The 6,440-nt window shown below is 75.5% G+C and carries 6 protein-coding genes and 1 pseudogene; 3 read left to right on the forward strand and 4 right to left on the reverse strand.

The features are described 5' to 3' along the window. Positions 1-10 precede the first annotated feature (10 nt). The 4 genes from E4P43_RS10005 to E4P43_RS10020 form a co-directional block, all read right to left on the reverse strand. Positions 11-562, reverse strand: a complete 552-nt coding sequence (locus tag E4P43_RS10005) for a DUF3090 family protein (RefSeq protein ID WP_135145303.1) — start codon at positions 560-562, stop codon at positions 11-13. A gap of 70 nt (positions 563-632) precedes the next feature. After that, positions 633-1,331, reverse strand: coding sequence for a histidine phosphatase family protein (locus E4P43_RS10010; RefSeq protein WP_135145304.1), 699 nt, complete (start codon positions 1,329-1,331; stop codon positions 633-635). 39 nt (positions 1,332-1,370) lie between these two features. Beyond that, positions 1,371-2,237: an alpha/beta hydrolase gene (locus E4P43_RS10015; RefSeq protein ID WP_135145305.1), complete on the reverse strand. Its 867-nt coding sequence runs from the start codon at positions 2,235-2,237 to the stop codon at positions 1,371-1,373. A gap of 41 nt (positions 2,238-2,278) precedes the next feature. Further along, on the reverse strand, positions 2,279-3,121 hold the full coding sequence (locus tag E4P43_RS10020) for an undecaprenyl-diphosphate phosphatase (RefSeq protein WP_135145306.1): 843 nt from the start codon (positions 3,119-3,121) through the stop codon (positions 2,279-2,281). Positions 3,122-3,282: 161 nt separating this feature from the next. On the opposite strand from E4P43_RS10020, the gene E4P43_RS10025 reads away from it, so the two are divergent. From E4P43_RS10025 to E4P43_RS10035, 3 genes and pseudogenes are all read left to right on the forward strand, one after another. Beyond that, positions 3,283-4,263, forward strand: a complete 981-nt coding sequence (locus E4P43_RS10025; protein ID WP_135145307.1) for an aldo/keto reductase — start codon at positions 3,283-3,285, stop codon at positions 4,261-4,263. Further along, a complete protein-coding gene (locus E4P43_RS10030) occupies positions 4,260-6,212 on the forward strand; it encodes an AAA family ATPase (RefSeq protein WP_135145308.1) in 1,953 nt (650 codons plus the stop codon). Before E4P43_RS10025 ends, E4P43_RS10030 begins: the two co-directional genes overlap by 4 nt. Positions 6,213-6,341: 129 nt before the next feature. Then, positions 6,342-6,440, forward strand: a pseudogene (locus tag E4P43_RS10035) (IS481 family transposase); the annotation flags it as partial.

The raw sequence follows: 6,440 nt of genomic DNA on the forward strand, positions 1-6,440 counted from the left end.
ACGTCGCCGGTCAGCGGCGGTAGCCGTTCTGCCGGGGGCACACGTGCCCGACCGGGTCCAGCGGCAGCGAGCACAGGGGGCAGGAGGGCCGGCCGGCGGCGACCACGCGGCGGGCACGGGCGATGAAGGCGCGGGCGGCCATGGGGGTGATGGTCACGCGCAGCGCGTCGGGGCCCTCGTCGCTGTCGGAGAGGATCGCGTCCTCCTCGATCGGCTCCTCGCCGGCGGCCACCGCCTCGACCACCACCGCCTCGGCCGCGGAGTCCCACGCCAGCCCCATGGCCGCGACCCGGAACTCCTCGTCCACCGGTGCGGTGAGCGGCTCCAGGTCGTCGACGTCGGCCTCCGGCGGGATGACCGTGTTCGCCCGGCCGCTCACCTCGTCGAGGAGGTCGTTCATGCGGTCGGCGAGGACCTGCACCTGCGTCTTCTCCAGGGCGACGCTGACGGTCCGGCCGGTCCCGTCGGTGGCCTGCAGGTAGAAGGTCCGGTCCCCTGGCTGGCCCACCGTCCCCGCGACGAACCGGGTGGGGCGATCGAAGAGATGGACCTGACGGGGCACGGGCCCAGGTTACGCGGGAGCGGTGCCGCGCCGCCGGTCGCGACGCGGTCCGGGGGCCGACCTCAGCAGGTCAGGCCGGGGTGCCCGCTCCCCCGCCGACGACGGCGTCGGACGACGGCTTGCGGCGGCGGCCCCTGCGCGGCGGCGGGACCAGGGCCGAGACGTCGCCCCCGGTGTCGTTCATCCGCACCACGAACGGCCGGGTGTCGGTGTAGGTGACCACGGAGATCGACGCGGGGTCGACGACGATCCGCTGGAACTGGTCGAGGTGCAGGCCCAGGGCGTCGGCGAGGACCGCCTTGATCACGTCCCCGTGGCTGCAGGCGAGCCAGACCGCGTCGGGGCCGAGGCGGGCGTTCCAGTCGCGCACGGCGGCGACCGCGCGGGCCTGGGTCTGCGCCAGCCCCTCCCCCTCCGGGCCGGGGAAGACCGCAGCGGAGGGGTGCTGCTGCACGACCTTCCAGAGCGGCTCCTTGGCCAGCTCCTTGATCGTGCGCCCGGTCCAGTCGCCGTACCGGGCCTCGCCCAGCCGGTCGTCGGCCTGCAGCTCCAGCTCGCGCCCGGCGACGACGGCGCCCGCGGTCTGCCGGCACCGCTCCAGCGGGCTGGTCACGACGGCGGCGAGCGGCACCTTCGCCAGCCGCTCCCCCACCGCCTGCACCTGGGCCCGGCCGGTCTCGTCGAGCTGCACGCCGGGCATCCACCCGGCGAGCACCCCGCCGGCGTTGGCGGTCGTGCGGCCGTGCCGCAGGAGGATGACGGTGGTCACGCCGCCGAGCCTAAGGGTGGCGGCGCCGCCACCCCGCCGTCAGCCGTGGTCGAGCACCTCGCGCAGCTTGGCGGCGAACTCCTCGGGTCGGCCGGGCATGCCGTACTCGTCGCCCAGGAAGCCGCCGTGGCCACCCGGGAAGACGACGGCGTCCTGCCCCAGCGCGCGGGCGACCGCGACCGATGTCCGCCCGGTGAGCAGGTTCTCCGACTCCTCGCCGACGGCGACCACGACCGGCACGCCGGACGCGCGCAGCGCCTCGACGTCGGGCCGGTAGGCGGTGACGGCGTTGGAGGCGCCCGAGAGCAACGGGTCGTCGCGCGACCCGTCGTCGTCGACCGGCAGCCCGAAGGCGGCGGGGTCGGGGGCGGAGCGGGCCGCGAAGTCGTCGGTGAGCTCCCCCTGCCAGGAGGTCAGCGCGATGAAGGCGGCCATGCCGTAGCCGCCGCCCTTGTCGCGGTAGGCGTCCTGCACCGCGCGCTCGGCCGCCACCGCGCGGTCGGCGTCCGGGAGCAGCGTGATCAGCGGCGGCTCGTGGGCGACCACGGCCGTGACGTCGCCGGGGTGCGCGGCCAGCAGCGCGAGCGCCGTCACCGCGCCGCCGCTGCTGCCGAAGAGCTCCACCGGCCCGCCGACCTCCTCGACGATCCGGTGCACGTCGTCGGCGTTCTGCTCCGGCGTGTGGTCGGTCCGGCCGTCCGTGCGGGTGCTGCGGCCCATCCCGCGCGGGTCGTAGGTGACCACGGTCCGGTCGCCGAGGTACCCCGCGAGGGTGGCGAAGCCACCGGCGTCCATGGGGGCGCCGACCAGGAACAGCGGCGGCCTCCCGTCGGCCGTCGGCAGCGGGCCCCGGACGTCGTAGACGAGCGTGGCCCCGGACGTCTCGAGCGTGCGCGTGGTGGTCATGGTGTGCAGACCGCCGGGCCGCGGCGAACTCATCGGCCCGGTCAGGCGCCGGCGGCGGGGTCCAGGACGCCGGAGAGCACGAGCCCGAGGATGAGCAGGCCCAGCAGGATCCGGTAGACGACGAACGGCGTGAAGCTCCCGCGGTCGAGGTAGCGCAGCAGCCAGGCGATGACGGTCAGGCCGACGCCGAACGCCAGCACGGTGGCGAGGATGGTCGGCCCCCAGGAGACCGGCGTGCCACCGTCCTGGTCGCCGCCCAGCTCCTCGTAGACCTGGTAGAAGCCCGAGGCCAGCACGGCCGGGACGGCGAGCAGGAACGAGTACCGGGCCGCCGCGGCCCGCGAGTAGCCGAGGAACAGGCCGGCGGTGATGGTGCCGCCCGAGCGGGACACGCCGGGGATCAGCGCCATGGCCTGGGCGAACCCGTAGCCGATGCCGTGCGGCACGGTGAGCTGGTCGAGCTCGCGCTGCTTGCTGCCGATCCGGTCGGCGGCGTACAGGACGAGCGAGAACACGATCAGCGCGGTGGCCACGATGCGCAGGTCGCGGAACGTCGTCTCGATGTCGTCCTGGAACAGCAGGCCCAGGATCCCGATCGGCACGCTGCCGACGATGATCAGCCAGCCCATCCGGGCGTCCGGGTCGCCCTTCCGGCGGCCGCCGAGGGACGCCACCCAGGCGGTGATGATCCGCCAGATGTCGTGCCGGAAGTAGAGGAGGACGGCGGCCTCGGTGCCGATCTGCGTGATCGCGGTGAACGCCGCGCCGGGGTCGCCCCAGCCGAAGCCTTCGCCCACGACCCGCAGGTGCGCGCTGGAGGAGATCGGCAGGAACTCGGTCAGCCCCTGGACGATCCCGAGGACGACGGCCTCGACCCACCCCATGTCAGCAGCCTCCGGGGAGGACCGCGGCGGCCGGACGGCGGAGGGTTCCTACGGGCACGGGTCGCAACCCTAGGGGGCGACCGGCGCAGCCGCGGCGCGGCGCCCCGAGCGCCCCGGTGCCTGCGGGTGGGCGTCGCCGGTCGACGGTAGGTTGGCCGGTCGTGGAGCAACGGGCGCTGGGTCGCAGCGGACTGGTCGTCTCCCGGCTCGCGCTGGGCACGATGACGTGGGGCGGCGACACCGACGAGGACGAGGCCGCCATGCAGCTGACGGCCTTCGTCGACGCCGGCGGGACGCTCGTGGACACCGCCGACGTGTACTGCGACGGCGAGAGCGAGCGGACCCTCGGGCACCTGCTGGCCGACGTCGTCCCGCGGTCGGACGTGCTGGTCGCCACCAAGGCGGTCGGCCGCACGGGCAAGGGGCCGATGGGCCGCGGCGCCTCCCGCGGGCACCTGATCTCCGCGCTGGACGCCTCCCTGGAGCGCCTGGGCCTGGACCACGTCGACCTGTGGCAGCTGCACGCCTGGGACGAGACGACACCGCTGGAGGAGACCCTCGCGGCCTGCGACCTCGCCGTCTCCTCGGGGCGGGCGCGCTACATCGGCGTCAGCAACTACACCGGCTGGCAGACGGCGCAGGCCGCCACCTGGCAGAGGGCCTGGCCGGGCCGCACCCCGGTGGTGAGCACCCAGGTCGAGTACTCGCTGCTGCAGCGCGGCGTCGAGCGCGAGGTCGTCCCCGCCGCGGAGGCGCTGGGGGTCGGCGTCCTCGCCTGGTCGCCGCTGGGCCGGGGCATCCTCACCGGCAAGTACCGGCACAGCACGCCGTCGGAGTCCCGCGGGGCCTCCCAGCAGTGGCAGGGCTTCATCGACGGCCTCCGGTCGGCGAAGTCCGACCGCATCGTGGAGGCCGTGATCACCGCCGCGCAGGGGCTGGGCACCACGCCCCTGGCCGTGGCGCTGGCGTGGGTGCGGGACCGCCCCGGCGTCGTCGCGCCCGTGGTCGGAGCGCGCACCGCGCAGCAGCTCCAGGCGTCGCTGGACGCCGACGTCGTGCGGCTGCCCGCGGCGATCCGCACCGCCCTGGAGGACGTCTCCGCCCCGCCGTTCAGCTACCCCGAGCGCCGGTCGGACCGGTGAGCGCGGCTCCCTCCCCCGGCGGCGACCCGGTCTTCGCCGCCTTCTGCGCGGCCGGGCTGTGGCCGGGCCTGGGCAAGCGTGCGGCCGCGGAGCTCCCGGGCGCCGGCATCACCGGCCCGGACGACGTCACCGCCGACCGGCTGGTGAAGCTGCCGCGCGTCGGCCGCCAGCGCGCGGAGCGGCTCTTCTCCAGCTTCCTGGCCGCCGCGCCCACCTACGAGGTGGTCGAGCTGCTCGTCGGCGCGGGGCTGCCGGCCAAGCTCGCCGCTGGTGTGGCCGACGGCCTGGGGCCGGACGCCGCCCGCCGGCTGCGCGACGACCCGTGGGCGCTGCTCGGCCTGCCGGGGGTGACGCTGGTCGACGCCGACCGGCTGGCGATCGCCGTGCTCAAGGGCGCCGACCGGCAGGACTCGCGGCGCGGCCGGGCGATCGTCGTCCTCACCCTGCGGACGGCGACCCGCGACGGGCACACGGTGCTCCCGGCCGACCTGGTCGTCTCCGCACTCCAGGCCGAGGGCATCAGCGACCCGGTCGCCGCCATCGTCGCCGCGGTCGACGGCGGCGAGGTGCTGGAGCACGAGCCGCCGGAGCCGGAGCTCGACGAGGGCTCCGACGAGGAGCCGCCCGAGCCGGACCCCGCGCTGCGCACGCTGTCGCTGGCCCGGTTCGGCATGGCCGAGGAGGCCGTGGCCGAGAACGTGGCCCGGCTGGCCGCCGCCGCCGAGCGGATCGCCGACCCGGCGTCGGTGCGCTCGGTGTCCAAGGGCCTGGACGAGAGGCAGAAGCAGGCCGTCGCCCAGGTGCTGTCGGCCGGCGTCAGCCTGCTCACCGGCGGCCCGGGCACCGGCAAGAGCCGCACCGTCGCGGCGATCGTCAAGCTCCTGCGCGCCAAGGGCACCGACATCGCGCTGGCCGCCCCCACCGGGCGGGCGGCCAAGCGGCTCGAGGAGCTCACCGACCACCCGGCGACGACGGTGCACCGGCTGCTCGGCGCCCAGGGCGCCTCGGGCGGGTTCTCCCGCAACGAGGAGTGGCCGCTGGACGCCGACGTGGTCGTCGTCGACGAGGCCTCGATGCTCGACGTCGAGCTGACCGCGGCGCTGCTGGAGGCCTGCCCCGACGGCACCCACCTGCTGCTCGTCGGCGACCCCGCCCAGCTGCCCTCGATCGGTCCCGGGCACGTGCTGGGCGACCTGATCGACTCCGGCGTCGTCCCCGTGACCGAGCTGACCACCCTCTACCGGCAGGCCGAGGGCGGGGCGATCGCCCGGCTGGCCTCCGCCGTGCGCGAGGGCGAGCTGCCCCCGGTGGACTCCCCGGACCGCGAGGTCGTCGTGGTGCCCGCCGCGGGCAGCGCCGAGGCCGCGCGCCGGGTGGTGCAGCTGGTCACCGACTCCATCCCGCGCGCCCTGGGGATCGACCCGGGGTCGGTGCAGGTGGTGACGCCGGTGCACCGCGGCCCGGCCGGCACGATCGAGCTGAACAAGGCGCTCAAGGACAAGCTCAACCCCGGCGAGGGCGCGGTGTTCGGGTTCGACCCCGGGGACCGCGTCGTCGCCACGGCCAACCACCTGGACCTGGACCCCATCGGCTTCGCCAACGGCGAGGTCGGCGTGGTCACCGGCACCGGCGAGGGGTCGCTGACGGTGGACTTCAGCTCCGGTCCGGTCACCTGCACGGGGCAGGCGCTGTTCGACCTGCGCCACGGCTGGGCGATCACGGTGCACCGGGCGCAGGGGTCGGAGTGGCCGGGCGTCGTCGTCGTGCTGCCGCCCGAGGCGGGCGGGATGCTGTCGCGCCCGCTGGTCTACACGGCCCTCACCCGGGCGCAGAAGCACCTCTCGATCGTGCCGGCCAGCGGCGCCGCCCTGGCCCGGGCGGTGCGGGACGTCGCGGCGCGGCCCCGGCGCACCCGGCTGGCCGAGCTGCTGCGCGAGATCGCCGGCTAGGTGTACTGACCGGAGACGTTGGTCGAGGAGTTGTGACGACGGGATCTGAGTAGGTCTTGTTCGGGGAGGACCTCCGGGCGTGGAGTGGAGCTGCTGAAGGCCCCATTCCACGAAGCACCGGAGGTCCTCGTGCTCCACGCTAATGCCGCTTTGACCCCGCGCCAGCGTCTTCGGCTGGCCCGGTTGGTCGTCGAGGAGAACTGGCCGAAGGTTCGGGCCGCGGAACTC

The sequence above is a fragment of the Blastococcus sp. TF02A-35 genome, from assembly GCF_004571075.1.
In the GTDB taxonomy this organism is placed as follows: Bacteria; Actinomycetota; Actinomycetes; order Mycobacteriales; family Geodermatophilaceae; genus Blastococcus.